Here is a 26830-nt window from a genome sequence, read left to right as displayed (position 1 = left end):
GCTTATTCCTTCACCTGATGCACAACGTCAATCACCGAGCCATCGCGGTAACGCACAACGGCAATCACGCGGTCGGTGAATTCGATAGCGCGTGGCTGACCGGTGAGCTGCTGTGCACGTTCGCGCAGCCATTCAATGGACACCACTTTCATACCGGCTTCTTTCAGACGTTCAGCCAGTTCCGGACGCGCAGGGTTAACGGCGATACCGTGGTCAGTGACCAGGATGTCTACGCTGGAGCCTGGGGTTACGCAGGTCAGGACGTTATCAACCAGCGTCGGGATGCGTCCGCGAACCAGCGGAGCGACAATGATGGAAAGCGCAGCGGCAACCGCAGTATCGCAGTGACCGCCGGATGCGCCGCGCAGTACGCCGTCAGAACCGGTCAGTACGTTAACGTTGAAGCTGGTATCAACTTCCAGCGCACTCAGCACCACGACGTCCAGACGATCGACGGAGGCGCCTTTTGAGCCCCAGTTGGCATATTGGTTGGCACTGATCTCAATGTGGTTTGGATTGCGGGCCAGCGACTCAGCCGCGTTACGGTCAAAGCTCTGTACGTCCAGCAGTTTGCGAATCAGGCCTTTTTCGTGCAGGTCAACGATGGTAGCGGTGATGCCGCCAAGGGCGAAGTCAGCACGGATATCGCGGCTGCGCATCTTGTCTTCCAGGAAACGAGTAACGGCCAGAGAAGCGCCGCCGGTTCCTGTCTGCAGTGAGAAGCCTTCATTGAAGTAACCGGAGTTAGCAATGACGTCTGCCGCGCTACGGGCGATTAACAGTTCTCGCGGGTTGGTGGTCATGCGTGTCGCATCAGCACCGATTTTGTCCGCATCGCCGACCTGATCGATCTGTACAATCAGATCCACTTGATCCTGCGTAATGCTGGCCGGGTTATGCGGATAGGTCAGCAGCTGTTCAGTCAGCAGGACAACCTGTTTTGCATTTTCGGCATCGACGCGGGCATAGCCCAGTGAACCACAGCACGCTTTACCGGTATAGCCGTTAGCGTTACCAAACTGGTCACAGGACGGTACGCCGAGGAACGCCACATCAATGCTGAGTTCGCCACTTTGCACCAGGTGTACACGGCCGCCATGGGAGTGGACCTGCACAGGCTCGGCCAGCAGGCCACGCGAGATCTCTTCCGCCAGCGGGCCACGCAGCCCGGAGGTGTAAATACGGCTGACCACGCCCTGACGGATGTGCTCAACCAGCGGAGCATGGCAGTCGCTCAGGGAGCTGGAGGCCAGCGTCAGATTTTTAAAGCCCATTCTGGCGATGGCGTCCATCACCAGGTTAATCGTCAGATCGCCACCGCGAAAAGCGTGGTGGAAAGAGATAGTCATGCCATCCTGTAAACCTGAACGACGAATGGCGTTTTCCAGGTTAGCGCACAGCTTCTTGTCGCGCGGTTTTTGCGCCTGTAATTCTACTTTTGCGGTGCTCTGATAAGCGGAAAGCTCACTTTCTGCATGACGGCTCCAGGTCGCCACGCGATCCTGGCGTTGAGACTGTTCGATTTTCTGCGTCATTTTTTTGCCTTATTCTTCGCGAATGCCGGAAAGTTCTGCACGGGAGATAACCAGAAGGGCGCGCTCGATAACCGGGCTGTCGACCATTTTGCCGTTCAGGGAAACTACGCCACGGCCTTCGCGAGCGGCGGCTTCAGCGGCTTCCACGACCAGGCGCGCGTGAGCCAGCTCTTTGCGTGTCGGCGCGTACAGGTTGTGCAGGAGCTCGATCTGGCGCGGGTTGATGAGCGACTTACCGTCAAAACCCAGTTGCTTGATGTGTGCGGCTTCATGCAGGAAACCCGCTTCGTTGTTGGCATCGGAATAAACGGTGTCGAACGCCTGAATGCCGGCAGAGCGTGCCGCCTGCAAAATAGAGCAGCGGGCAAACAGCAGTTCAGTCCCTTCCGCAGAGCGCTCAGTGCGCAGGTTACGCACATAATCTTCCGCACCCAGTGCAATACCGATCAGGCGCTCGGAAGCGTGGGCAATTTCTACCGCACGGGTAATGCCTAACGGCGATTCGATGGCGGCTAACAGACCGGTACTGCCTGGCTCACGGCCACAGGCTTTCTCGATACGCAGGATTTCGCTTTCGATGTCGATGACATCCTGCGCGGTATCGGTCTTCGGTAAACGCACGATGTCAGCGCCGCCGCGTACCACGGCTTCGAGATCGTTAATGCCCCATTCGGAGTCGAGGGCGTTTACGCGCACGATAGTTTCAACGTCGTGATACAGAGGATGCTGCAGCGCGTGGTACACCATACGGCGAGCAGTATCTTTCTCGCGCAGCGCGACGGAGTCTTCCAGGTCGAACATCAGCGCATCTGCCGGATAGATGAACGAGTTGCTGACCATGGCGGCATTGGCGCCCGGTACGAACAGCATGCTGCGGCGGGTACGGGTTTTACGTTGCTGCAAAGATTCACTAATCACTGGCAATCCTCCCATGGCAGTGCAGGAATACCGCCAGCGCGGGCCAGTAGTGCTTCCAGTCGCGCACGTAAAATGCAGTCCAGTGCGCCTTTATCATCAACATTTAATTGCACGCCGCGTACGTTGTAGCGGGACAGAACGTCCAGAATGGTGGCCCGGATGGCATCACCGAACTGCTTTTCGACGCTACTGTTAACCTGCAGGTCAATATCCTGCGAATCGAGTGGGGCGATGCGAATCATCACATCACCGGACTCGAGTGTGCCTGCGACGGCTGCCTGGTTTATTTTCATTTTTCACCTGTTGCTAATGCGGGGGTATTTTGGCGGACTGCCGCACCCGATGAGGCCCGCTCAACCATGCTTTGCAGATAGTGCAGCGTGGCGTCAGGGACCAGGGATGCGATAGCCGTGAGATCTTTTTTAACCAGCAGCTTGCGCACCCAGGAGGCAGAAATCGGCATCTCCTGGAAGCACAGCCGCTCAATTTCCACCAGTTCAATCGGTGGGGCGGGAAGCGTTGGGGTCTCCAGCCAGTAGCGCATATCGTTGTTGTACTGGGAGGTGACGGTGCAATACGGCTCGGTACCGACGAAGCGGTGCGTGACGCCGAGAGCCGGGGCCAGATACTGGCGGAAGATTTTCAGGTCTATTTCGGTATAGCAGTGGTTAATAACGCTCTGCTCTTTGATGAAGTAGCACGGGAATGTGGCGCGGGAAATGATGTATTCCGAACCGCGATGAACGGTTAAACGTGGAATGTCTTTTGTCCCTTTAAGCACCAGATCCAGTCGGTCTTCATACGGAAAACGCGAGGTATCTTCTTTCACCAAAAACAGATGCAGCCAGTCACATTGCGCGGCTGCTTGTTGGATCAGAAAACGATGTCCGTTGGTGAAGGGGTTGGCGTTCATGACGATACAACCAATTTTTTTCCCTTCATGGCGCTGTTTCGCCAGTGATTCAGCGTAGCGTTTCAGACGTGTGGTGCTGTTTTCCATCAGCACCATAATGCCGGGAACGCTGGTCAGCGTAGAAAAACCGCACTGCTTAAACAGCGACTCGTACTCGGTTTTGGTATAGATGAAGAGGTGCGTACAGTGGCGCTCATAGGCGAGGTTGATTAACTCGGTCGCCAGCGTCAGCGCTAAGCCTTCACCCCTTACGGATTCGCAGATGGCGACGCACTTTATGATATTGCCGGCAATGCCACCGCAGGCAATCAGGCGGTCATCACGGGTGACGGTGATAAATACTTCGACAGTTGTATCAACGCTCAAATCATTCTCTTTCAGAAATTGCGCGATAGCCGCCATCTTTTTATTTTCTGAGCGTTTAACTTGCGTGAATATATTATTACCGAACATAGTGAATAGAGCCCCGATGCTATATTTGTTACTGGGTTTCTGTTTTTGTTGCTCTGTTTAGCAACCTGATAACTTCTTGTTTGCAATTGAAGGGAATGTTTTTTTATTACGGAGTATTTCTTTTTTTCCCTGCTGCATACATCGTAAGGAGTATTTTGGAGGTAATTTTTGATTTATTTCACAATAAGTTAGAAGGTTTTAATGTGTTTTATGGTTTTAAGTTTTTTAATTAATTTAACTCCGAAATAGCGTGTGGTTTTAATTTGTTTAATTGATTTAAGGTGGGGAATCTGCAACGATCCTGTTTTATACCGCGACTTGCAAATAAAACATTTTTATTACAACTACAATGAGAAATAAGTTTCGGGTAACGTCGCTGAGGAAGAAATATGGCAGAGCAGAAAAATAAAACACGGTTTCCTTTTTTTCGCAGTCTGGCGTTTCCATTGCGTATCTTTCTGCTTATTTTGGTCGTTTCTGTTTTTATTATCGCCGCGTTAGCACAATACTTTACCGCCAGTTTTGAAGATTATCTGGCAACGCATGTCCGCGATATGGCGATGAACCAGGCCAAAATCATCGCCTCTAACGACAGTATCATCGCGGCGGTGAAGCATCGTGATTACAAGCGTCTGGCGACCATTGCCGACAAACTGCAGAGCGGGACTGACTTCGACTATGTGGTTATCGGGGATACCAACTCTGTCCGCCTTTACCACCCAAATCCGGAAAAAATTGGCTACCCGATGCAGTTCACCAAACCCGGCGCGCTGGAAAGAGGGGAGAGTTACTTTATTACCGGCAAAGGGTCGATTGGGATGGCGATGCGCGCCAAAACGCCCATCTTTGATGACGATGGCAAAATCATTGGCGTGGTCTCAATTGGCTATCTGATCAGTAAAATCGATAGCTGGCGATCGGACTTTTTACTCCCAATGGCAGGGGTGTTTATCCTGCTGTTGCTGGTACTTATGCTGCTCTCCTGGTTATTTGCCGCCCATATTCGCCGGCAGATGTTGGGGATGGAGCCTAAGCAAATCGCGCGGGTAGTGCGTCAGCAGGAAGCGCTATTCAGCTCGGTATATGAAGGTTTGATCGCCGTGGACCCTGATGGGTATATCACCGCAATAAACCGCAGCGCGAGGAAAATGCTGGGGCTGTCTTCGCCTGGACGAAAGTGGCTTGGAAAACCGGTTAGTGAGGTGGTTCAGCCGACTGACTTTTTCACCCAGCAGATTGCGGAAAAACGACAGGACGCGATGGTGAACTTTAATGGCCTGAGCGTTATCGCTAACCGTGAGGCGATTCGCTCCGGCGATGAACTGCTTGGGGCAATCATCAGTTTTCGTAGTAAAGATGAAATTGCTACTCTTAATGCGCAATTAACGCAGATCAAACAGTATGTAGAGAGCCTGAGAACGCTGCGTCATGAACACCTTAACTGGATGTCGACCATTAATGGCCTGCTGCAAATGAAAGAGTATGACCGGGTGCTGGCAATGGTGCAGGGGGAGTCGCAGGCGCAACAGCAACTGATTGACAGTCTGCGCGGCGCGTTTGCCGATCGTCAGGTAGCCGGTCTGTTGTTTGGCAAGGTGCAGCGTGCGCGTGAACTGGGCCTCACTATGACTATCGTTCCTGGCAGTCAACTGCATCAACTCCCTGAGGGGCTGGATAGCACAGAGTTTGCAGCAATTGTTGGCAATCTGCTTGATAATGCATTTGAAGCGAGCTTGCGCACCCAGCAAGGCAACAAGATCGTCGAACTCTATTTGAGTGATGAAGGGGATGACGTGATCATCGAAGTTGCCGATCAGGGATGCGGTGTACCGGAAGCATTGCGTGAAAAAATATTTGAACAGGGTGTGAGCACCCGTACCGATGAACCAGGTGAACATGGCATCGGTTTGTATCTGATTGCAAGTTATGTGAGGCGCTGTAACGGGGTGATTACACTCGAAGATAACTCCCCCTGCGGCACCTTATTTTCTTTATTTCTTCCGAAAGTGAAAAAAAATAATGACGGAACCATTAACGCTATTGATCGTTGAGGATGAAACGCTACTGGCGGAAATGCATGCTGAATATATCCGCCATATACCCGGCTTCAGCCAGATTTGGCTGGCGGGTAATCTTGCGCAAGCGAGGATGATGATTGAGCGTTTTAAGCCCGGTTTGATTCTACTCGATAACTACTTGCCGGACGGCAAGGGAATTACGTTGTTGCATGAGCTAACCCAGACGCGTTATCCGGGCGGCGTGGTGTTTACCACGGCGGCCAGCGACATGGAAACGGTCTCCGAGGCCGTGCGCAGCGGCGCGTTTGATTATCTGGTTAAACCCATTGCCTACGAGCGCCTGGGACAGACGCTGACGCGTTATCAACAGCGCAGACGCATGTTGGCCGGTAATGACAGCGCCAGTCAAAAGCAGATTGATGAAATGTTTAATGCTTATGCGCGCGGCGAACCGAAAGGCGATTTGCCGACCGGAATTGATGCGTTAACGCTGAATGCGGTGTTGAAATTATTTGCCGATCCGACGGTACATCATACTGCGGAAACGATCGCTCAGGCGCTCACTATCAGCCGTACCACCTCCAGGCGCTACCTGGAGTACTGTGCCAGCCGTCATTTGATTATTGCGGAGATTATTCACGGTAAGGTGGGGAGGCCGCAGCGTATTTATCACGGCGGCTAATTCACGTCATCCTTGAAGCTGCCTCTTTGTGGGCTGCGTGAAGAAACCCCAGTCACATAATTATCTATGGTACTGGGGATGTCTTCACTTGCCGCTTTGAGGCAGCTTAAATGATTTTGCGTATCAAGGTCAGATGCTGACAGTTATCGTTAACCGCCAATCAGGGCGGACGTCGCCGGCACCATCACTTCAGTTGCGATAATCACAACCAGCAGTCCAACCAGAACCGGAACCGAGGTACGTTTCACTACTTCGAACGGAGAGATCTTTGCCATCCCTGCGACAGCAACAACCACACCGGAGACCGGAGAGATTGTGCGTCCAAGGTTTGATGCCTGCAGCATCGGGATAGCAAGGTAAGCCGGGTTAATGCCAGAAGAGTGCGCCAGTTTCGGGATCATCTCAACGAAAGCATAGAAAGGTGCGTTACCGGACCCCGTGGTCATTGCCGCCAGCATAGTCAGGATCACCAGTACCAGCATCAGAATAATGCTCGCGGAGCCAAACGAGGTGGCGATAGAAATCAGACTCTGAATAAAGCCGATTGTGCTCAGACCCTGGGCAAAAACGCCCGCCGCGACTAACAGCATCACCACGTTAGCAAAGGCATCCGCCATACCACGGTAGGCGACTTCCAGACCCGAGAAAACCTTCTGGGTGTTGAATCCTCGTACGAACTCCAGTACAGCAGCGATGAGCATGCACAGCACCAGAATCGTAATGATATGCAGCTGTGGGCCCCATTTTCCATCGAAAATCAGGACGCCAACGATCGGGGTAAATGGCAAGATGGCGTAAAACGACGGGGCGGTAGTGGTAATTTCAGCCACATCTAACATTTCATGAGAAATGTTCTCTTTTTTATCCAGATAACGCTGCCAGAAAAAGTGGGCAATCGCCATAGCAATGATGGCGGCAATGGAAATTGGTAGCGTGGTTTTAAACGCGAAATCGATCAGCGGCATTTCCGCGGCTTTTGCAGCCAGCACTACATCACCGGATGTTGGCGAAAGAATAATAGCGGCTGGGGAGGCGCAAATGGCCGCTGCGGCGCCACGGCTAATCCCAACGTTGACCATGACCGGGAACAATGTCGCCATCAGCAATACGCCCAGACCGGTTGCTGAAGAGACCGCCAGGGACATCAGGCAGGCGACAAAATAGGCGGCAATCATAAGCAGATAAGGTGAATTGATATACTGCAGCGGCTTAGAGGCCAGCTTAACCACCATATCATTCGCGCCAATATGCGTCATGTAGGCGGCAAAACCACACAGCATCATAATCATCATGCCGAGATCGCCGCCACGGCTCATCAGCAAAATTTTAATATATTCAACAATGTCTGTTGCCGTATAGCCCGTCGTTGCCGCGCTAGACGGCAAAACTTTATGGCCCATCAACGCACTGATTATCAGCAAAACCAGACCGCCGACAAACAGTACGCCTGTCGCGGAATAACCTTTAATGATGTAGCGCGCTACACCCACAATAACCACAACTCCAATAAGGAGTTCAATAAATGTCAACATTGTTTCCCCTGTCGCATTGCTGCCCAGAAAGTTAAAAAACTAAAAAAAGTAAAAAGTGGTGACAGAATGTGCCTAATAAACCGATAACTCTTGCTGATTGAAATCAATAAAAATACGGATTCAAGCGATGGCTAAGCCGTTTTTTCAGCATCGCGATTAAAAAAAGAATATCACAATAAAAAACTGTGAAGCGCAGCGTTGGTGTGTGTGTTTTGTGGTGACATTGATGCTTTATTGTTAATTTATTGTGATGTTATTTAACTCTCGCCGCAGGAAAGCACAATTTATTGGCAATAAAGAGAAAATAGTTCCTATGAAATGGCTCAGTAAATAAAGGGGTAGGTTATAGGCTGAGGAATATTCTGATTTTTTATTTGCGCATTTTTGTTAAGCTGACATTAAGGTTGGGTTTGCTAAAATTAATAATAAATCCCAGGATGGTAATTAAGTTGTGATTTTCGCTAAACGATATTTTCTCATTTTTTCATTTATTTTTATTCAGTTAGCTTTCACTTCCCAGGCTGCTGCTGAAGATAAAGGCTGGTTTGCTACTTTTAAAGATAATGTCAGTGAAACCTGGCAGCAGCCGGAACATTATGATCTGTATGTACCTGCTATTACCTGGCATGCGCGTTTTGCCTACGATAAAGAAAAAACGGATCGCTACAATGAACGGCCGTGGGGTGCAGGATTTGGTCAATCCCGTTGGGATGATAAAGGTAACTGGCACGGACTTTATATCATGGCGTTTAAGGATTCCTACAATAAATGGGAACCCATTGGCGGCTATGGCTGGGAAAAAACCTGGCGACCGCTGGCTGATGAAAACTTCCATACAGGTCTCGGCTTTACCGCCGGTTTCACCGCGCGTGATAACTGGAACTACATTCCGGTACCGGTGCTGTTACCGCTGGCATCAATTGGTTATGGTCCGGCAACGTTTCAGATGACCTACATTCCTGGAACGTATAACAACGGCAACGTCTACTTTGCGTGGATGCGGTTCCAGTTTTGATGGACTACCTGTATTGTCAGGTGGTTTATTGGAAAGCCTTTTAAAAACATAGTGATAGGAAGTTTAACTGAAAAATAACGCGACATTTATCACTTTTTGATAAAGTTCGACTGGACAAAGTGCACCACAATTGTTGTACTGATACCCGACACAGCATTTGTGTCTATTTTTCATGTAAAGGTAATTTTGATGTCTAAGATTAAAGGTAACGTTAAGTGGTTTAATGAGTCCAAAGGATTCGGTTTCATTACTCCGGAAGATGGCAGCAAAGATGTGTTCGTACACTTCTCTGCAATCCAGACCAATGGTTTTAAAACTCTGGCTGAAGGTCAGCGTGTAGAGTTCGAAATCACTAACGGTGCCAAAGGCCCTTCTGCTGCAAACGTAATCGCTCTGTAAGCATACGACAGCAAGCATTCAAAACCCGCTTAATTGCGGGTTTTTTTCGCTTCAATGTGCGGGAGAGGCAGATACCAACCAGAATGCCAGGGCGGTCATCGCGAATGATCCCAACAGATTAACCAGTACATTCACCATAGCCCAACCAAAGCGTCCTTCCTGCAGTAAAAACACTACCTCAGCAGAGAAAGTGGAAAACGTTGTCAGTCCCCCGCAAAAGCCAGTAGTAATCAGCACCTTCCACATTGGGTCAATATTTGTCATGCGATTAAACCATGCCAGACCCATACCAATGATAAATGCGCCAAGTAAGTTTGCAGCCAGCGTACCGAATGGAATGGCCTGATGCAGCGGGTTAAACCGCATACTCAACATCCATCTTGCTACGCTACCTGTGCCACCACCGATAAAAACTGCTAAAAGGAGTTGTAACACTGCGTAATCCTGCTATTTGATTGTATAGAGGGTGAGTGTAACGCTGAATAATTGTTGTTGGCGAGCCTAACAAAGTTTTCTGGAGGGAATATGTTCGTTGCAGCAGGGCAATTTGCCGTGGGACCTTCATGGGAAAAAAATGCAGAAACCTGCGCCTTACTGATGTCTCAGGCTGCTGGAGAGGGGGCGTCGCTACTGGTATTACCGGAGGCATTGTTGGCGCGTGACGATTTAGACCCTGACCTGTCAGTGAAATCAGCTCAGCTTTTGGAAGGCGGGTTTCTGACGCATTTGTTGCGAGAAAGCGCACAAAATGAGATGACGACAATCCTGACGATTCATGTTCCCTCTGTGCCAGGCCGGGCATTTAACATGCTGGTGGCGCTACGGGCTGGTCGGGTAGTGGCCCATTACGCTAAATTACATCTCTATGATGCCTTTTCGATTCAGGAGTCACGTAATGTCGATGCAGGGGACGCCATAGCACCGCTGCTGGACGTAGGCGGATTAAAAGTAGGGCTAATGACCTGCTATGACCTGCGCTTCCCTGAGCTGGCGCTGGCGCACGCGTTGCAGGGGGCTGAGATTCTCGTTTTACCTGCGGCTTGGGTGCGGGGATCGTTAAAAGAGCATCACTGGGCCACGCTTTTGGCGGCAAGAGCGCTGGATGCCACGTGTTATCTGGTTGCGGCCGGAGAGTGCGGTAACAAGAATATCGGCCAAAGCCGGGTCATCGATCCCTTTGGCGTGACTATTGCGGCGGCGGCTGAAACGCCCGCGCTCATTATGGCCGAGGTTTCCGCCGAGCGGGTCAGGCAGGTCAGGGCACAACTTCCGGTGTTAAGTAACCGACGCTTTGCGCCACCGCAATTATTATGACGTTTTTTTAAACAAGGCTTGATTCACCTTGTTACAGATTGCTATTGTGTGCGCGCGTCGAAAGGCCGTTAATATTCTCAGGTTAATATGGCGCTTTATGTAGCCTGGTTTAAGTCAAGAAGGTATCTATGGGTGAGATTAGTATTACCAAACTGCTGGTGGTTGCCGCACTGGTTGTTCTGCTGTTTGGTACCAAGAAGTTACGTACTCTGGGTGGAGACCTGGGGACGGCAATCAAGGGCTTCAAGAAAGCAATGAACGACGATAATGCCGATGCCAAGAAAGAGGCTGATGGTAGCGTTCAGGCTGAGAAGCTTTCTCATAAAGAGTAATACTGCAAACTCTGCATGAAAAAAAACCGGCGATTTGCCGGTTTTTTATTGCTGATATGTAAGTGAGTATTACACGATTACTTCACTTCCAGCCCTTTGGCCTGCATGTCAGCATGGTATGAAGAGCGCACGAATGGACCGCAAGCAGCGTGGGTAAAGCCCATAGCCATGGCTTCTGCTTTCATCTCATCGAACTCATCCGGGCTTACATAGCGTTGAACCGGGAGGTGATGGCGGCTTGGCTGTAAATACTGCCCCAGCGTCAGCATGGTCACGCCATGGCTGCGCAGGTCGCGCATAACCTCAATGATTTCAGCATTAGTTTCACCCAGACCCACCATCAGACCCGATTTGGTCGGAATCTCCGGGTGCGCTTCCTTGAAGCGTTCCAGAAGCTTCAGCGACCAGTTGTAGTCAGCCCCAGGGCGTACATTACGATAAATACGCGGTACGTTTTCGAGGTTGTGGTTAAACACGTCCGGCGGCGTGGCTGTGAGGATATCCAGCGCGCGATCCATACGGCCACGGAAGTCAGGCACCAGCGTTTCGATTTTAATCGACGGGCTTTTCTCACGAATCGCGGTGATGCAGTCAGCAAAGTGCTGAGCGCCGCCGTCACGCAGATCGTCGCGGTCAACGGAGGTAATCACGACATAGCGCAGCGCCATGTCCGCAATCGTCTGAGCCAGTTTTAACGGCTCGTTGGCGTCAGGAGCAACCGGACGGCCATGGGCAACGTCACAGAATGGGCAACGGCGAGTACAAATTGCGCCGAGGATCATAAAGGTTGCTGTTCCGTGATTGAAACATTCAGCCAGGTTAGGGCAGGAAGCTTCTTCGCAGACAGAGTGCAGGCCATTTTTGCGCATTGCCGCTTTGATGCCCTGGATGCGAGTGGAGTCCGCTGGCAGTTTTATTTTCATCCATTCCGGTTTACGCAGCAGGGCTTCACGCTCTGTTGCCACATTTTTTACCGGGATAAGAGCCATCTTATCGGCATCGCGGTATTTAACACCGCGTTCCATCACAATGGGTTTACTCATAGCTTGCGTGTTCCAGTTGCGAATTACGAAGGAAAGCGTTTCAATTCAAGGGAATGTTGCATTTATCAACTATTTTTGAATTAGTGATACGCAGTATATCATTGAAACGGGCCAGAAAGCAGCCTGACAGGCTGGCAAAATGTAAAATAGTTGTTGTTTTGTGCCATTTGCCACAACATATGCCGTGGCAAAGTATGACCGTATTTTCAGTCCGCGATGTACTCGTGCGGTGGGTTACCCAACAGCGCGAAGATGTTGGCCAGCAGGCGGGGGCGAATGCTCTCGGTCGTGGCTGTGCTATCCCACTGCGATACTTTCGCCATCTCCATTCCGGCATAACCGCAAGGATTGATTCGCAGGAAAGGTGACAAGTCCATATCCACGTTGAGCGCTAAGCCGTGAAATGAACATCCTTTACGGATACGTAATCCCAAAGAGCAGATTTTCTTCTCACCCACGTATACGCCAGGCGCATCGGCTCGCGGGTGGGCGTCAATGCCGATTTCGGCAAGGGTATTCACGACGGTTTGCTCCAGCAGCGTAACCAGTTCGCGCACGCCAAGTTTACGACGCTTCAGGTTCAACAGCACATACATGACCTGTTGGCCTGGCCCGTGGTAGGTCACCTGACCGCCACGATCGCTCTGGATCACCGGAATATCTCCCGGCATCAATACGTGCTCAGCTTTACCTGCCTGACCCTGGGTGAAGACAGGATAATGCTCTACCAGCCAGATTTCATCATGACTGTTTTCATTACGGGTATCGGTAAATTCATGCATGGCCAGAGAGACTGGCTCGTAAGGTTGAAGACCGAGCTGGCGGACCAGAATTTTATCCTGATACAAAACGGCATCTCCGTAGAGAATGTTAAAGAGGGGAAAAGTATATCACAGGGGGGAGGGGTTACCCGAGCGGGGATGCAGCGGGTAACCGACAGGTTTTTACAGCACCATGCGTACGATATCGATATTGCCTAATTCTTCGTACAGCGTTTCAACCTGCTCAATGTGTGTAGCAGTGATGGTGATTGAGACCGAGTGGTAGTTGCCTTTGCTGCTCGGTTTTACCGTCGGAGAGTAATCACCTGGCGCATGGCGCTGTACCACTTCAACCACCTGATCAACCAGCTCAGGCAACGCCTGCCCCATTACTTTGTAAGTAAATGGAGTAGGGAATTCAAGCAGTTCGTTAAGTTTGGTTTTCATGTCAGCTCCGGCGTTACATCAAAAAATAATAACTCCCACTGCGCGTGGGAGTTATCTGGATACCTAGTATATGGGGACGTAAATCACACTTTCAAGTGTTCGATTTTTAGCCAAACCAGTGATGGAACATTAATTTAATGTAATCAATGATTTTCCCAAAGAAGTTGCCTTCAGGGATTTCCTGCAGCACCACCAGCGGGCGCTGTTCAATGGTTTTGCCATCCAACTGGAAGTTGATAGTGCCGACAACCTGGTTTTTCTGCAGCGGGGCGTGCAGTTCAGTGGTGTTCAACACATAGCTGGCTTTCAGGTCTTTCATGCGGCCGCGCGGAATGGTCAGGTAGACGTCTTTATCAACGCCTAACGACGCACGATCGGTGTTACCAAACCAGGCGGGTTCTGAGGCAAATTCTTTACCCACTTTCAACGGGTTCACGGTTTCGAAGAAACGGAAGCCCCAGGTCAGCAGTTTTTTACTTTCGGTTTCTCGGCCTTTATAGGTGCGACCACCCATAACGGCGGAGATCAGACGCATCTGGCCTTCGGTTGCGGATGCAACGAGGTTATAGCCAGCCTTATCGGTGTGACCGGTTTTGATACCGTCGACATTCAGGCTGTTATCCCACAGCAGGCCGTTGCGGTTTAACTGACGAATGCCGTTAAAGGTGAACTCTTTTTCTTTATAGATAGAGTATTCGTTAGGCACGTCGCGAATCAGAGCCTGACCAATCATCGCCATGTCGCGAGCCGAGCTGTACTGACCGTCAGCATCGAGACCATGAACGGTCTGGAAGTGGGTGTTTTTCAGGCCCAGCGCATTCACATAGCTGTTCATCAGGCCGACGAAAGCATCCTGGCTACCGGCTGCGAAGTCTGCCATCGCCACGCACGCGTCGTTTCCGGATTGCAGGTTAATACCACGGATCAGCTGAGAAACAGGAACCTGCATGCCTGGCTTGAGGAACATCAGCGATGAACCTTTGAAGACCGGGTTGCCCGTAGCCCATGCGTCATTGCCGACGGTGACCAGATCGGTTTCTTTGAATTTCCCGGCTTTCATCGCCTGGCCGATGACGTAGCTGGTCATCATTTTGGTCAGACTGGCGGGGTCGCGGCGAGTGTCTGCGTTCTGTTCTGCCAGAACTTTACCTGAATTGTAATCAATCAGGATATACGACTCCGCATCGATCTGCGGAACACCCGGGATCATGGTTTTAATATTCAGGTCATCGGCATGGGCAGCAGAGAGAGAGGCTGCGCAGAGAGCCGCGGTGAGCGCCATACGCTGCACGAAACGAGCGGAAAAAGTGGTCTTCATGGTCTGAACTACGACGTCCGTGATGAAATTTAAAAAAGTGCCCTACTATAGCAAATGCATAACTGGCAGGCATCTGACTTTCCGCGTGACTTTGTTAATGTCATTTACAGAAACTGACAGTTCAGATACCTGATTTACGTTATTACACGCCGGTGATGAAGGACTGTAATTGCGCCTCGGATTGAAGACGCTGCTGCAATGTGGAGGCTTCAGCTTTGCTGGCAAACGGCCCCATCTGGATACGCCAGACTGCGCCGTTTTGTACCACCCGGCCAGGAACGCCAAACTGCTGGCTTAAACGCTTTTGATACTGCTGCGCGCGCGACTGCTCGCTGACTGCGCCAACCTGAACCACATAGCGTCCGTTGGCAGTTGCCGCGGGCGCTGTGACGGCTGCTGGGGTTGCTGCCGGCGCGGTTGACGTGACCGGTGCGGTGGTTGTCGATTGCGGCGCCGGAGTCGGCTCGCTGCTTTCCAGCACGCCTGATGCGAGCGTGGTTGGCGCACCGAGGAATCCACTGCTGTTTACTGGCGCACCGGTTGGGTCATCGCTTTTCAGCGTGGAATTACTGATCGGACGAATATCGCCTTGCGGCTGACCTGCATCTGATGGCGAAGGCATGCTTCCCATATTGCCGCCACCGCTTAAATCAGGACGCGCAGGCAAGGCATAAGTTTGTTTCGCGACCGTGGTACAAGCCATACCCGGTCCGGACAATGAACCATCCTGGGCGACGATGATTGGGTCGATACGCACTTTAGTGTTGTTGGAGGTGTTCAGACGATCGGCTGCGGCGCGCGAAAGTGAAATCACGCGATCGTTACCATAAGGCCCGCGATCGTTAATGCGCACGACGATCATCCTGCCGTTCGCCAGATTGGTAATTCTGGCATAGCTGGGGACTGGCAGCGTCGGATGCGCAGCGGTCAGCTGCATCGGATCGAACGCTTCGCCAGACGCGGTTAAGTTGCTTCCTGGTTCCGCATCATAGATAGCGGCAAGTCCGGCCTGGCTAAAGCGGGAGGGATCCTGCACGATTTTGTAGCTTTTACCATCACGCTGGTAGTCCTGATTCGCCGTTGGGTTCAGGGGTTCAAAGCGCGGATCGGCCCCGCTGATTTCAACAATCGGACCATTACACACCGCAGGCTGCGGCGCGACAGCAACCTGTTGCTGACCATCATCACTCGAACACGCCGCGAGCATTCCTGCTGCGATGCAGATACCAAGCCACTGCTTACGCATTGCGTACCCCTTACACGCTTTTCGACAACATTTTTCTATGGGTGTGGATCGACATAACAATCCCGAACCCGGCCATCAGCACGATAAGTGCCGAGCCTCCGTAACTGACCAGTGGGAGTGGAACCCCAACCACGGGCAGAATACCGCTCACCATACCAATATTTACGAAGACATAAACGAATAATATCAACATTAAGCCACCCGCCATGACGCGACCAAAGGTGGTTTGCGCGCGGGCAGCGATCCATAATCCGCGCATAATCAGCAAAATGTAGAGCGTCAACAGAATCAAGATCCCCACCAGACCCAGCTCTTCCGCTAAGACAGCAAAGATAAAGTCGGTGTGGCGTTCGGGTAAAAACTCAAGCTGCGACTGCGTACCATGCAGCCAGCCTTTACCGCGTAACCCACCGGAGCCAATAGCTATTTTAGACTGAATTATGTGATAACCCGCGCCCAGCGGATCGGTTTCCGGGTCGAGCAGCATCATGACGCGCTGACGCTGGTAATCATGCATCAAGAAGAACCACAGTATCGGGATAAACGCCGCGACCAGAACCACCGCAACGCCGATTAAGCGCCAGCTCAAACCAGAAAGGAACAAGACAAACAGACCGGAAAGTGCGACCAGAATTGAAGTGCCGAGGTCAGGTTGGGCGGCGACCAGCAGCGTGGGCATAAAAATCAGCACCAGCGCAATGGCGGTATTTTTTAGCGATGGTGGGCAAACGTCACGGTTAATAAAGCGCGCAACCATCAGCGGCACGGCGATTTTGGCAATTTCAGAAGGCTGAAAACGCACGATACCCAAATCCAGCCAGCGCTGCGCACCTTTGGAAATGGCGCCGAAGGCGTCTACCGCCACCAACAGAATGATGCAAAAGATATAGAGATAGGGCGCCCAGCCCTCATACACCCGGGGGGGAATTTGCGCCATCACTACCATGATGACCAGGCCCATTGCGATCTGGCCGACTTTGCGCTCCATCATGCCAATATCCTGGCCGCTGGCGCTCCAGATGACCAGTGAGCTGTAAACCAGCAGAGCCAGCAAAATAAGCAACATTGTGGGATCGATGTGGATTTTGTCCCAGAATGTTTTTTTGTTCGGATTATCCGTCACGATTATTGGTCCTCCGCTGCTGCAACCGCTGGGTTTTCCGCAGGCAGATTGGTGTTGTTGTCGCCCAACATAATATGGTCAAGGATCTGGCGCATAATGGTACCCACCGCCGGACCCGCACCGCCGTTTTCAAGGATCATGGCGACAGCGACCTGGGGTTTATCATAGGGGGCGAAGGCCGTCATCAGCTTGTGGTCACGTAAACGCTCGGCGATCTTATGTGCGTTATAGGTTTCATTAGCTTTCAGGCCAAAGACCTGCGCGGTACCGGATTTCGCCGCAATTTTGTAAGGCGCGCCAGCAAAATACTTATGCGCAGTTCCGTTAGGGCGGTTCGCAACACCGTACATACCGTCTTTCGCGATTTCCCAGTAACCAGAATGAATATCGCCAACGGGCGGTTCGTGCGGCTGTACCCACGGCACCTGCTTGCCGTTTTCTGCCGTGCTCATCAACAGATGCGGGACTTTTATCAAACCGTCGTTGATAAGGATCATCAGCGCTTTACTCATCTGGATTGGGGTTGCTGTCCAATAACCCTGGCCGATGCCGACGGGAATGGTATCACCCTGATACCATGGCTTTTTAAACCGTTTTTGCTTCCACTCGCGGGTTGGCATATTGCCGGAGCGCTCTTCGGCAAGATCGATGCCCGTATATTTGCCGTAGCCAAATTTGCTCATCCACTCTGAAAGCCGGTCAATCCCCATATCATAGGCGATTTGATAGAAAAACGTATCCGCGGACTCTTCCAGAGAGCGGGTGATATTCAGATGACCATGCCCCCACTTTTTCCAGTCGCGGTAACGTTTTTCAGAGCCCGGTAGCTGCCACCAGCCCGGATCGAACAGGCCGGTATTGCGGGTGATGACGCCTGCGCTTAACGCAGAAACCGCAACGTAAGGTTTAACCGTCGAAGCAGGGGGGTAAACACCCTGTGTGGCGCGGTTAACCAAGGGGGTGTTCGGGTCATTGAGCAACCCGGAGTAATCTTTACTGGAGATACCATCCACGAACAGATTCGGGTCATAGCTCGGCATAGATACCAGCGCCAGAACGCCACCGGTACGCGGGTCGGTAACCACCACGGCGGCACGACTGCCCGCCAGCAGCGTTTCAATATACTGCTGGAGTTTCAAATCAAGGGTGAGATAGATATCGTGCCCGGCCTGCGGCGCTACTTCTTTCAGCTGGCGAATGACGCGGCCGCGGTTGTTCACTTCAACTTCTTCATACCCGGTTTGGCCGTGAAGCACGTCCTCATAATAACGTTCAATACCCAGCTTGCCGATGTCATGCGTTGCCGCGTAGTTAGCCAGTTTGCCGTCTTTGTCCAGGCGGTCTACGTCTTTATCGTTGATCTTCGATACGTAGCCAATTACGTGGGTCAGCGCAGAGCCGTATGGGTAATAGCGGCGTTTATAGCCTTTAACTTCGACCCCAGGAAAGCGATATTGATTCACGGCAAAGCGTGCGACCTGAACTTCAGTCAGGTTGGTTTTTACCGGAATTGAGGTGAAACGGTGTGAACGGGCGCGCTCTTTTTTAAAGGCAGCAATATCGTCGTCCGTCAGGTCTACGACGTTACGCAGCGCGTCGAGGGTATCCTGAATGTTGTCTACCTTTTCCGGCATCATTTCTATCTGATAAATGGTGCGGTTAAGGGCGAGAGGAATTCCGTTGCGGTCATAAATGATGCCGCGACTCGGCGCGATAGGCACCAGTTTGATGCGGTTTTCGTTCGAACGGGTCTGATAATCAGTGAAGCGAACGATTTGCAGATTATAAAGGTTGGCGATCAGCACGCCGGTTAGCAGCAAAATCCCCAAAAAAGCGACCAGCGCCCGGCGCACAAACAGCGCGGACTCAGCCGAATAGTCGCGAAAAGAATTCTGTAGTTTCATCCGCTGCTTAATCTACTCAAGAATCAATGATCACTCACGGTGATAAGGATGGTTGGTGGTAATGCTCCACGCCCTGTACAGACTCTCCGCAACCAGAACCCGAACAAGAGGGTGTGGAAGGGTTAATGCAGAGAGTGACCAGCTTTGTTCCGCTGCGGCTTTACAGGCAGGAGAGAGACCTTCCGGCCCGCCAATTAACAGACTGACGTCACGACCGTCCAGTTTCCAGCGCTCCAGTTCGGTCGCCAGCTGCGGCGTGTCCCAGGGTTTACCCGGGATATCAAGGGTGACTATGCGGTTTTTGCCTGCGGCAGCCAGCATCTGCTCACCCTCTTTGTCGAGAATGCGTTTAATGTCCGCGTTCTTGCCGCGCTTTCCTGCCGGGATTTCGATCAGCTCAAAGGGCATATCTTTCGGAAACCGACGGAGATACTCGGTAAATCCGGTTTGTACCCAGTCAGGCATTTTCGTACCCACAGCGACAAGTTGCAGCTTCACGCATTAACTCCAGAGTTTTTCCAGTTCATACAGGCGACGACTCTCTTCCTGCATCACGTGGACAATCACATCGCCGAGGTCAACGACGATCCAGTCAGCGACATTCTCGCCTTCCACGCCGAGCGGCAGCAGGCCAGCAGTGCGGGACTCCTGAACCACGTGGTCTGCAATAGACATAACGTGACGGCTGGATGTACCGGTGCAGATAATCATGCAATCAGTGATGCTGGATTTGCCCTGAACGTCTAAGGCGATGATGTCTTGACCTTTCAGGTCATCAATTTTGTCGATTACAAAATCCTGGAGTGCTTTACCCTGCAAGTGTTCCCCCTGGGTGAAAAGAGTTAAAAACGTCTGTTAGTATACCTGAACCAGAGGCGATATCGGGACAAATGTCTCCGAATGCGCTTGTGAAGTGCGCTATCATCCCACCCCACGCCACAGAATGCATCGCCATTTTTGTAAAACAATTTCTGCAAAGCTCTGAAGGGCGGGAAAAGTCAGGCTGCGGAGAATAACAGCCTGTCATGGGGTGTCAATGGGAGAGAGGCCCTTCGGCATAAAAAACAGCGCTTTCACTCCCCGTCGCGCCACACGGCCCGGCTGTTAAGCACTTTCAGAACCGCAAAATCGTCACAAAAATCAATTGCGCTCCAGCAGCCTTGTTCGACGCGGAAATGCCACATTGCCGCAGCGGGCATGGACAGCAGACGGGCGATCAACACGCTCAGCACGCCTTGATGACTCACCACCAGCAGGTTTTGGCACGCTTTATAATCAGCAAGCTGGGCAATGAAACGTTCCACTCGCCGGGAAAACGCCTGAAAACCTTCGCCATTGGTGGGCGTCGCATTCTGCCAGTCGTTACACCACACGGCGTAATTTTCGGCGTCTTCGCGCGCCAGATCGCGATGGTGACGCATTTCCCAGTCACCAAAAAACATCTCATTAAGCTCAGGCATGTTGCGCACAGGAACTTCACGTTCTGCCAGAATCAACTGCGTTGTATGGCGGGCGCGTTCCAGTTCGCTGCACAGAACGTTGTCGACAGGGACATTGCGTAACAGCGTACCCAGCGTTTGTGCCTGAGCGATCCCCCGTTCCGTTAGCGGTGTGGGGGCGTGGCCGCTATATAAACCAGCGACATTGGCTTCGGTTTCGCCATGACGTACTAACCAGAGTCTCATGTTTTCCTCGTGAGGCTATTCGCACAAAATATGATGTTTGCCCTGATTGCGCAGTGATTTTTCACTAAAATACCCTTTTTTACGTGGAGCGGCACGATGTCTTTATTGAAGAGCGCACATGGCGGTAACACCCGAGAAGCCGCCGAATTGTTGGGCATCTTGCCTGAACAGTTGCTGGATTTTAGCGCGAATATTAACCCGCTGGGTATGCCGGTAAGTTTAAAACGGGCGATTATCGACAATCTGGACTGCACGGAGCGTTACCCGGATGTCGATTACGCGCAACTGCATGCCGCGCTGGCGGAGCATCATCAAATTCCGTCCTCGTGGATCCTGGCCGGGAACGGTGAAACCGAATCCATTTTTACCCTGGTGCATGGCCTGAAGCCACGCCACGCGATGATCGTGACGCCTGGGTTTGCGGAATATCGTCGGGCGCTGCAATGGGAAGACTGTACGATCCATGAGTTTGCGCTGTGCGAAGACGATGGCTGGCAGCTTACCGATGCGATCCTCGATGCGTTAACGCCTGAGCTGGACTGCCTGTTTCTCTGTACGCCCAATAATCCCACCGGGTTGTTGCCCGAAACCCGCCTGCTGCGTGAAATTGCCACGCGTTGTGAGTCGCTGGGGATCGCCCTGATCCTTGATGAAGCGTTTATCGATTTTATTGCCGGGGAGTCGGGGTTTATCCCGTTACTGCACGAGAACCCGCATATTTGGGTGCTGCGTTCGCTCACCAAGTTCTATGCGATCCCGGGACTGCGCCTGGGGTATCTGGTCAACAGTAACGAACAGGCGGTTGCACAGATGCGCAACCAACAAATGCCGTGGTCAATTAATGCGTTTGCTGCCCTGGCAGGCGAGATTATCTTACGCGATAGCGCATATCAGCGGGCGACGTGGAAATGGCTGGAACAAGAGGGGGAGCGGTTTGATCAACAACTGCAAGATCTGCCCGGCCTGACGGCGTATCCCGGCCGGGCAAATTATCGTTTATTACGCTGCGATCGTGCGGATATTGATCTGCAACTTGCGTTGCTGAAACAGCATGTCTTGATTCGCAGTTGCGCCAATTATCCGGGGCTGGATGCGCGCTATTATCGGGTAGCCGTTCGCAGCCAGGAAGAGAATAACCGCCTGCTGACGGCCTTACGCAAGGCGCTTAGCGGTACAGTCCCTGTTGATTGATATAGTCAAGCACCGCGTCTGGCATCAGGTCGTCGCACGGCTCGCCCTTTTCCAGGCGCTCACGGATGAGCGTGGCAGAGATGTTAAACCACGGCGTTTCGGCCAGGTAAATTTTCCCGCAAGGCAGGTTGTGCAGGTCATCTGCTGAATGGGTCAGATGATCCTCCAGCCATTGCTGGTGTTTTTCCTGTGCCATTTCGAGTGGATAGCCCGGACGTCGGCACACGATGAGGTGGGTATTACCCAGAATCGTGTGGTAGTCATGCCAGGAAGGGAAGGTAAGCAGCGAATCCTGACCAATGATAAACGCTAATGGCACGTTCGGGCCTTGCTCCTCGCGCCACTCTTTTAGCGTTTGCGCGGTGTAGGAGGCGGTATCGCGTTTCAGCTCGCGTTCATCCAGGGAAAACAGCGGCTTATCAGCAATGGCCAGTTCAACCATACGCTTACGTTGCTCAGCGGACGCTTCGGGCTGCGCACGATGTGGCGGCACGTTATTGGGCATGATGATGACCCGGGAAAGGCCAATCAGATTCGCCAGAATTTCAACCGGTTTAAGATGACCGTAATGCACCGGATCAAAGGTGCCACCGAACAGAGCCTGCAATGATTTCATATCAACCATCAATAAAAACATCGGCCAGCGATTTATGACAGAGCAAAAGGGAAAGCCCCTCAAGTTCCGCCCACACTGACTGACCATAGTCTTGTTTAAGCGTAATTTCCGTACGCGTTAAAAGCGTAACAGCCTGACGCAGTTGCGCCGGGTTCAGCCGGTTTAACGCATCTCCCATCATGCCCCGGCGATTTTGCCACACCCGGTGTTTATCAAACAACGTGCGCAAAGGCGTATGGGCCGACTGCCGTTTTAAGTTAACCAGCAACAGCAACTCACGCTGGATCGTACGCAGCAAAATAACCGGCTCGCTACCTTCCAGGCGTAGCTGCTGCAGAATGTGCAGCGCGCGTTTGCTTTTGCCCATCAGCAGCGCGTCTACCCAGTGGAATGGGGTAAAGTGCGCGGCATCGTTAACCGCTTTCTCTACGCGAGGCAGCGTTAGTTTGCCGTCAGGCCAAAGCAACGCTAATCGTTCCAGCGCTTGCGCCAGTGCTAACAAATTACCTTCATAGCAATAGCACAAAAGCTGATTGGCCGCGTCATCCAGTTGCAGGTTGTTAAGTTTCGCCCTGGCGGCAACCCAGCGAGGAAGCTGTGCTTGTTCCGGTGTCTGACAGCTTACCTGCACCGCGTTATTCGCAAGCCCCGTATACCATGCGGCGTTTTCCTGTGCCCTGGTGAGTTTGTTGCCGCGAACCATCAGCAGCAGATCGTCATGTAACAGAGTGACGAGTGACGCGAGCTGTTCATTAATGGCGGCATTAGGGCCATTTTCAGGCAATTGCAGAAGCAGGGTTTGACGGCTGGCAAACAGGCTCATCGCCTGGCAGAGTGAAAATATCTCTCCCCAGTCGGTGCTGTTGTCCAGAGTGAAGGCGTGGTGTTCTTCGAATCCTTGCGTTGCGGCAGCCTGACGGATGGCATCCTGGCTTTCCTGCAATAAGAGGGGATCGTTGCCCAAGAGTAAATACGCCGCGCGCAGCCCTTCATTGAGCTGTGCGCGGAGTTGTTCAGGGTACAACTTGAGCATCAGTTACCCAGCGTGGTGGAGACACGCGCCGGAGATGACGCAGGCGCTGCGGTTTTATTCACCGCAGGCTCAGCATCAGCATTGGATGACTGAGTATCGGCCAGATGTACGCTTGGCAGCTTACGAATCAACTGTTCAGCCGCTTTGTCATACATCTCTTTTATGATCATGTCCTGCTCGTTATCCTTCGCCAGTGCAGCCTGTGGGTTGTCAAAGAACGAACGATAAACTTTGGCGCTGATTGGGTAAATATCATGACCTGGAATCAGCACAGTAGCACTTACGGACATCACCATCTGGTATTCAGCCGTTTGACCGTTCTGGAATACCGATGCCGTATCTTGCGAAAGGCTGACCGCACCCAGACGTAAGGACGTCACATCTTTACGCATGGTACCGTCTTCAAGCAGCGTAACGCCGTTCAGACGCAGCTGATTACGCACCGCGCGGCTTAACGGGCCGTTCGGATCGCCAGAGTTCAGGATCATGGTTTTCATTGAGGGTGGAACCTGCGTAGTACTACGCAGATGCCAGCCACACCCGGCGGTGACAAGCACCGCCAGCGATAACAACAATGTTGTCAGAAGTCGCACGCTTCCTCCCGCGCTTAGCCAACGACCAGATTGAGGAGTTTACCCGGTACATAAATCACTTTACGTACGGTAACGCCATCAAGATATTTTGCCACCAGATGCTCCTGGCCAGCACGTTCACGAACCTGCTCTTCAGTGGCGTTTACCGGAACGGTGATTTTGCCACGTACTTTGCCGTTTACCTGAACCACAACCAGCGTTGAGTCTTCAACCATTGCTGCTTCGTCCGCCACCGGCCACGGCGCGTTGTCGATATCGCCTTCGCCTTTCAGCGCCTGCCACAGGGTGAAGCAAACGTGTGGGGTGAACGGGTTGAGCATGCGTACAACAGCCAGCAATGCTTCCTGCATCAGGGCTCTGTCCTGCTCGTCTGCCTGCGGTGCTTTCGCCAGCTTGTTCATCAGCTCCATAATCGCCGCAATCGCGGTGTTAAAAGTCTGACGACGACCGATATCATCGGTGACTTTAGCAATGGTTTTATGCACGTCGCGACGCAGCGCTTTTTGATCTTCGCTCAACACATCAACGTTCAGGGCAGCAACATCTCCCTGGGACGTATGTTCGTAAACCAGTTTCCAGACACGTTTCAGGAAGCGGTTCGCCCCTTCAACGCCGGACTCCTGCCATTCCAGCGTCATATCAGCCGGAGAAGCGAACATCATGAACAGACGTACGGTGTCGGCGCCGTAGCGTTCAACCATGACCTGCGGGTCGATACCGTTATTTTTCGACTTGGACATCTTGCTCATGCCGGTATACACCAGTTCATGGCCTTCTGCGTCCTTAGCCTTGACGATACGACCTTTTTCGTCACGCTCAACGATGGCATCAACCGGAGAAACCCAGTTACGTTCGCCGTTGGCGCCAACGTAGTAGAACGCATCGGCCAGAACCATCCCCTGACACAGTAGCTGTTTAGCTGGTTCATCAGAGTTGACCATGCCTGCGTCGCGCATCAGTTTGTGGAAGAAGCGGAAGTAGAGCAGGTGCATGATGGCGTGTTCAATACCGCCAATGTAGATATCAACCGGCAGCCAGTAGTTCGCCGCGTCGGAATCCAGCATACCTTCCTGATACTGCGGGCAGGTGTAGCGCGCGTAGTACCAGGACGACTCCATAAAGGTATCGAAGGTATCAGTTTCACGCAGCGCAGGCATACCGTTAACGGTGGTTTTCGCCCACTCCGGATCGGCTTTGATTGGGCTGGTAATGCCGTCCATGACTACGTCTTCCGGCAGAATAACCGGCAGTTGGTCTTCTGGCGTTGGCAGGACGGTACCGTCTTCCAGCGTCACCATCGGAATCGGCGCGCCCCAGTAACGCTGACGGGAAACACCCCAGTCACGCAGACGATAGTTAACTTTACGCTCACCCACGCCTTTAGCTACCAGCTTGTCAGCAATAGCGTTGAAGGCCGCTTCGAAGTCGAGGCCGTCAAACTCACCGGAGTTAAACAGCACGCCTTTTTCAGTCAGCGCTTGTTCAGACAGATCCGGCTCTGCGCCTTCAGCGGTCAGAATTACCGGCTTGATGGTCAGGCCATATTTAGTCGCAAATTCGTAATCGCGCTGATCGTGACCCGGAACGGCCATAACTGCGCCTGTACCGTATTCCATCAGCACGAAGTTTGCCGCCCAAACCGGGATCTCTTCGCCAGTCAGCGGGTGAACGGCTTTGAAACCAGTGTCGACGCCTTTCTTCTCCATGGTCGCCATTTCGGCTTCAGCAACCTTGGTGTTGCGGCATTCGTCAATGAAGGCAGCCAGTTCTGGGTTATTTTCAGCGGCTTTCTGCGCCAGCGGATGACCTGCAGCAACGGCCAGGTAGGTCGCACCCATAAAGGTGTCCGGGCGTGTGGTGTAGACGGTCAGCGTGTTGTCGTAATCGTTCACATCGAAGGTGATTTCCACGCCTTCAGAACGGCCAATCCAGTTGCGCTGCATCGTTTTCACGGTGTCAGGCCAGTGATCCAGATTATCCAGATCGCGCAACAGTTCGTCAGCGTAAGCGGTGATTTTGATGAACCACTGCGGGATCTCTTTACGCTCAACTTTGGTGTCGCAACGCCAGCAGCAGCCGTCGATAACCTGTTCGTTCGCCAGTACGGTCTGGTCGTTCGGGCACCAGTTAACGGCAGACGTTTTCTTGTACACCAGCCCTTTTTTGTACAGCTCGGTGAAGAACTTCTGTTCCCAGCGGTAGTATTCCGGGGTGCAGGTCGCCAGCTCGCGGCTCCAGTCGTAACCGAAACCCAGCATTTTGAGCTGGTTTTTCATGTATGCAATGTTGTCATACGTCCACGGTGCCGGGGCGGTGTTGTTTTTAACCGCAGCGCCTTCGGCAGGCAGGCCGAACGCATCCCAGCCAATTGGCTGAAGTACGTTTTTGCCCAGCATACGCTGATAGCGAGCGATCACGTCACCGATGGTGTAGTTACGTACGTGGCCCATGTGTAGTCGACCAGAAGGATAGGGAAGCATAGACAGGCAGTAATACTTCTCTTTGCTCTCGTCTTCGGTAACTTCAAATGTGCGCTTCTCATCCCAGTGAAGCTGTACTTTGGATTCTATCTCTTCCGGGCGGTATTGCTCTTGCATGGCAGCCAGTGGTCCTGTTTTCAATACAGCTACAAACGTAGCTCTAGATGTGGTGTTTTAGATCCGCATAGCATAGCCCAAACGCCCGCGCCAAAACAGCCTTTCGCGCATTCAACGTTGAATTCCCGTAAGGATAATTCTTGCACGAATTTACACACTCTG

At 52.2% G+C, this 26830-nt stretch carries 27 protein-coding genes; 7 read left to right on the top strand and 20 right to left on the bottom strand.

Annotation, left to right across the window (positions count from 1 at the left end; genetic code table 11):
- Positions 1-2: 2 nt before the first annotated feature.
- The 4 genes from citF to citC are packed head-to-tail and all read right to left on the bottom strand — an operon-like array spanning position 3 to position 3819.
- Positions 3-1535, bottom strand: coding sequence for a citrate lyase subunit alpha (citF, locus tag OGW44_RS17700; protein ID WP_155574051.1), 1533 nt, complete (start codon positions 1533-1535; stop codon positions 3-5).
- Positions 1536-1544: 9 nt separating this feature from the next.
- Complete coding sequence (locus tag OGW44_RS17695; RefSeq protein ID WP_019076252.1) at positions 1545-2453, bottom strand: aldolase/citrate lyase family protein; 909 nt, start codon at positions 2451-2453, stop codon at positions 1545-1547.
- Positions 2450-2746: a citrate lyase acyl carrier protein gene (citD, locus tag OGW44_RS17690; protein ID WP_003831276.1), complete on the bottom strand. Its 297-nt coding sequence runs from the start codon at positions 2744-2746 to the stop codon at positions 2450-2452. The genes OGW44_RS17695 and citD overlap by 4 nt, the downstream gene beginning before the upstream one ends.
- Positions 2743-3819: a [citrate (pro-3S)-lyase] ligase gene (citC, locus tag OGW44_RS17685; protein WP_016152224.1), complete on the bottom strand. Its 1077-nt coding sequence runs from the start codon at positions 3817-3819 to the stop codon at positions 2743-2745. Before citC ends, citD begins: the two co-directional genes overlap by 4 nt.
- Positions 3820-4208: 389 nt before the next feature.
- Here citC and dpiB point away from each other — a divergent pair, with 389 nt between their 5' ends.
- Together dpiB and dpiA are read left to right on the top strand one after the other, a co-directional pair.
- Positions 4209-5870: a sensor histidine kinase DpiB gene (gene dpiB / locus OGW44_RS17680; protein WP_046274583.1), complete on the top strand. Its 1662-nt coding sequence runs from the start codon at positions 4209-4211 to the stop codon at positions 5868-5870.
- Entirely contained in the window at positions 5839-6519 is a 681-nt protein-coding gene (gene dpiA / locus OGW44_RS17675) for a two-component response regulator DpiA (protein WP_016152226.1), read from the top strand. The genes dpiB and dpiA overlap by 32 nt, the downstream gene beginning before the upstream one ends.
- Positions 6520-6668: 149 nt before the next feature.
- Here the strand turns inward: dpiA and dcuC are convergent, their stop codons facing one another.
- Positions 6669-8051: an anaerobic C4-dicarboxylate transporter DcuC gene (gene dcuC / locus OGW44_RS17670; protein WP_016152227.1), complete on the bottom strand. Its 1383-nt coding sequence runs from the start codon at positions 8049-8051 to the stop codon at positions 6669-6671.
- 451 nt (positions 8052-8502) lie between these two features.
- Here dcuC and pagP point away from each other — a divergent pair, with 451 nt between their 5' ends.
- Together pagP and cspE are read left to right on the top strand one after the other, a co-directional pair.
- A complete protein-coding gene (pagP, locus tag OGW44_RS17665; protein ID WP_016155963.1) occupies positions 8503-9066 on the top strand; it encodes a lipid IV(A) palmitoyltransferase PagP in 564 nt (187 codons plus the stop codon).
- A gap of 189 nt (positions 9067-9255) precedes the next feature.
- A complete protein-coding gene (gene cspE / locus OGW44_RS17660) occupies positions 9256-9465 on the top strand; it encodes a transcription antiterminator/RNA stability regulator CspE (protein ID WP_000034825.1) in 210 nt (69 codons plus the stop codon).
- A 51-nt stretch (positions 9466-9516) separates the two neighbouring features.
- Here cspE and crcB read toward each other — a convergent pair whose 3' ends face one another.
- Positions 9517-9900, bottom strand: coding sequence for a fluoride efflux transporter CrcB (crcB, locus tag OGW44_RS17655; RefSeq protein WP_003831281.1), 384 nt, complete (start codon positions 9898-9900; stop codon positions 9517-9519).
- Between the two features lie 90 nt (positions 9901-9990).
- Between crcB and OGW44_RS17650 the strand changes: the two genes are divergently transcribed.
- Both OGW44_RS17650 and tatE read left to right on the top strand, forming a co-directional pair.
- Complete coding sequence (locus tag OGW44_RS17650; RefSeq protein WP_016155964.1) at positions 9991-10779, top strand: deaminated glutathione amidase; 789 nt, start codon at positions 9991-9993, stop codon at positions 10777-10779.
- 128 nt (positions 10780-10907) lie between these two features.
- On the top strand, positions 10908-11111 hold the full coding sequence (tatE, locus tag OGW44_RS17645) for a twin-arginine translocase subunit TatE (protein WP_016152230.1): 204 nt from the start codon (positions 10908-10910) through the stop codon (positions 11109-11111).
- Between the two features lie 77 nt (positions 11112-11188).
- Here tatE and lipA read toward each other — a convergent pair whose 3' ends face one another.
- The 10 genes from lipA to OGW44_RS17595 all read right to left on the bottom strand — a co-directional run bounded on the left by lipA (position 11189) and on the right by OGW44_RS17595 (position 20638).
- On the bottom strand, positions 11189-12154 hold the full coding sequence (lipA, locus tag OGW44_RS17640) for a lipoyl synthase (RefSeq protein WP_003022702.1): 966 nt from the start codon (positions 12152-12154) through the stop codon (positions 11189-11191).
- 206 nt (positions 12155-12360) lie between these two features.
- Positions 12361-13002, bottom strand: coding sequence for a lipoyl(octanoyl) transferase LipB (gene lipB / locus OGW44_RS17635; protein WP_049269751.1), 642 nt, complete (start codon positions 13000-13002; stop codon positions 12361-12363).
- Positions 13003-13098: 96 nt separating this feature from the next.
- Positions 13099-13362 carry a DUF493 family protein YbeD gene (ybeD, locus tag OGW44_RS17630; protein WP_003022706.1) on the bottom strand — a complete coding sequence of 88 codons (264 nt, stop codon included), beginning with the start codon at positions 13360-13362 and terminating at the stop codon, positions 13099-13101.
- A gap of 106 nt (positions 13363-13468) precedes the next feature.
- Positions 13469-14680: a D-alanyl-D-alanine carboxypeptidase DacA gene (gene dacA, locus OGW44_RS17625; protein ID WP_003022711.1), complete on the bottom strand. Its 1212-nt coding sequence runs from the start codon at positions 14678-14680 to the stop codon at positions 13469-13471.
- Positions 14681-14822: 142 nt separating this feature from the next.
- Entirely contained in the window at positions 14823-15926 is a 1104-nt protein-coding gene (gene rlpA / locus OGW44_RS17620; RefSeq protein ID WP_181598462.1) for an endolytic peptidoglycan transglycosylase RlpA, read from the bottom strand.
- A gap of 10 nt (positions 15927-15936) precedes the next feature.
- Positions 15937-17049: a peptidoglycan glycosyltransferase MrdB gene (mrdB, locus tag OGW44_RS17615; protein WP_006685529.1), complete on the bottom strand. Its 1113-nt coding sequence runs from the start codon at positions 17047-17049 to the stop codon at positions 15937-15939.
- Between the two features lie 2 nt (positions 17050-17051).
- Positions 17052-18953: a peptidoglycan DD-transpeptidase MrdA gene (gene mrdA, locus OGW44_RS17610; protein ID WP_016152233.1), complete on the bottom strand. Its 1902-nt coding sequence runs from the start codon at positions 18951-18953 to the stop codon at positions 17052-17054.
- Between the two features lie 30 nt (positions 18954-18983).
- Entirely contained in the window at positions 18984-19451 is a 468-nt protein-coding gene (rlmH, locus tag OGW44_RS17605) for a 23S rRNA (pseudouridine(1915)-N(3))-methyltransferase RlmH (RefSeq protein ID WP_003022725.1), read from the bottom strand.
- Positions 19452-19454: 3 nt separating this feature from the next.
- Positions 19455-19772 carry a ribosome silencing factor gene (gene rsfS, locus OGW44_RS17600; RefSeq protein ID WP_003022728.1) on the bottom strand — a complete coding sequence of 106 codons (318 nt, stop codon included), beginning with the start codon at positions 19770-19772 and terminating at the stop codon, positions 19455-19457.
- A 254-nt stretch (positions 19773-20026) separates the two neighbouring features.
- Entirely contained in the window at positions 20027-20638 is a 612-nt protein-coding gene (locus OGW44_RS17595; RefSeq protein WP_131380904.1) for an adenosylcobalamin/alpha-ribazole phosphatase, read from the bottom strand.
- Positions 20639-20734: 96 nt separating this feature from the next.
- Between OGW44_RS17595 and cobD the strand changes: the two genes are divergently transcribed.
- Positions 20735-21829 (top strand): threonine-phosphate decarboxylase CobD, encoded by a 1095-nt coding sequence (cobD, locus tag OGW44_RS17590; RefSeq protein WP_286454241.1) that lies wholly within the window; start codon positions 20735-20737, stop codon positions 21827-21829.
- On the opposite strand, the gene nadD is transcribed toward cobD, so the two are convergent.
- The 4 genes from nadD to leuS are packed head-to-tail and all read right to left on the bottom strand — an operon-like array spanning position 21804 to position 26668.
- The gene (nadD, locus tag OGW44_RS17585; RefSeq protein WP_049259746.1) at positions 21804-22445 is read right to left on the bottom strand and encodes a nicotinate-nucleotide adenylyltransferase; all 642 of its coding nucleotides are present in this window, start codon (positions 22443-22445) and stop codon (positions 21804-21806) included. The two genes, cobD and nadD, sit on opposite strands and share 26 nt — an antisense overlap.
- A 1-nt stretch (position 22446) precedes the next feature.
- Complete coding sequence (holA, locus tag OGW44_RS17580; RefSeq protein WP_046274591.1) at positions 22447-23478, bottom strand: DNA polymerase III subunit delta; 1032 nt, start codon at positions 23476-23478, stop codon at positions 22447-22449.
- Positions 23478-24071: an LPS assembly lipoprotein LptE gene (gene lptE, locus OGW44_RS17575; protein WP_016152238.1), complete on the bottom strand. Its 594-nt coding sequence runs from the start codon at positions 24069-24071 to the stop codon at positions 23478-23480. Before lptE ends, holA begins: the two co-directional genes overlap by 1 nt.
- Positions 24072-24085: 14 nt before the next feature.
- Positions 24086-26668, bottom strand: coding sequence for a leucine--tRNA ligase (gene leuS / locus OGW44_RS17570; protein WP_049040670.1), 2583 nt, complete (start codon positions 26666-26668; stop codon positions 24086-24088).
- Positions 26669-26830 lie beyond the last annotated feature (162 nt).

Origin of the sequence: Citrobacter sp. Cb023 (genome assembly GCF_030336805.1) — a bacterium.
GTDB classification, from domain to species: domain Bacteria; phylum Pseudomonadota; class Gammaproteobacteria; order Enterobacterales; family Enterobacteriaceae; genus Citrobacter; species Citrobacter braakii.
Note: the sequence above shows the minus strand (reverse complement) of the source record. Positions and strands in the feature narration are given on the sequence as shown.